Origin of the sequence: Paraburkholderia sp. EG286B (assembly GCF_040965655.1) — a bacterium.
In the GTDB taxonomy this organism is placed as follows: Bacteria; Pseudomonadota; Gammaproteobacteria; order Burkholderiales; family Burkholderiaceae; genus Paraburkholderia.
The window spans coordinates 1-1,000 of the sequence record NZ_JBFRCF010000128.1 but is presented as its reverse complement, the minus strand read 5'-3'; the positions used below and the strand labels follow the sequence as shown (position 1 = coordinate 1,000).

The 1,000-nt window shown below is 59.4% G+C and carries 1 protein-coding gene and 1 pseudogene; one reads left to right on the top strand and one right to left on the bottom strand.

The window, feature by feature from the left end; all coding sequences use genetic code 11:
- Positions 1-384: 384 nt before the first annotated feature.
- A complete protein-coding gene (locus AB4Y42_RS44040; protein ID WP_368697868.1) occupies positions 385-819 on the bottom strand; it encodes a transposase in 435 nt (144 codons plus the stop codon).
- A gap of 56 nt (positions 820-875) precedes the next feature.
- Between AB4Y42_RS44040 and AB4Y42_RS44035 the strand changes: the two are divergent.
- A pseudogene (locus AB4Y42_RS44035) lies at positions 876-1,000 on the top strand (IS5/IS1182 family transposase); the annotation flags it as partial.

The following is a 1,000-nucleotide window of genomic DNA, read 5'->3' as shown; positions in this document are numbered from 1 at the left end:
AACGCGCCTGATCAAAAAGTAGCCTGATCTCGAACACTCGCAGTACAATCTAAGCACTACGCAGCACCTCCCTCCTGGCCTGTTCGACTTCACCGAAACGGGCGTTCAACTTCCCCGAAATACGCACACCTGGAGTCAGTGCGTGCATTTGTGCCGCGTAAGAACTGTTCGGGGTAGCCATAGCCAAACCTCCTTCGACCGCCTGCCTGGCGGTATCCTCAGGAGACTCCCGTTATGCAAAGTAATCAAGCACGGCAAACAGCAATCTCCGCGGCTTGGGCGACAGGAATTCGCTTCGAATACGCATAACGAGTAACACCGCATAACATCGCATATCGGTGACGCCAGCAGCGATCCAGATGCGCGTGCCTGCCGGTAGGGAGATCATGAGCGCAGACTACCCAGCACGATCCGCAGCATATCGGCATCAACCAGGCCGTCCACTTTAACCACCGCACGACCGATCCGGATCTCGATCGTGCCGACCGGTGATACAGGCTTCGAGCCCTGCGCGGGCGCTTCTACCGGAGCTGATGCAATGACCTCCGTCGGCGTGTCGTTGAGCAATACGACCGGAATGAGCCCGGCAGATCGAGCTTGCTGATCGGCCAGATATCGCCGCCGCCAGGTGAACAGCATGTTCGCGTTGATGCCGTTCTCCCGCGCCAGCTTCGCGACTGATACGCCCGGCTCGCAAGCTGCTGCTGCCAGTCGCTCACGCAGCTCCCGGGGGTAGTTCGGGCGCCCCGTTCGGGAACCCGGCTTCTTCTCCGCAGACTCTGTCAAAGTGGTGCCCATCAGATTGGAAATGATGGGCATCACTTTGATGTCGCCCTCAGCCACCGTCTATAACGGCCGGCACGAGCCGCTTACGGGCCAAGACCGTGGGGCGCATGCGCCAGGTGATGGTGCGTGGCTTGAAGAAGGTGGACCAGATGTTCGTGTTGAACCTGGCGGCATACAACCTCGTGCGCATGCGATCCCTGGCACAAATCCGCTC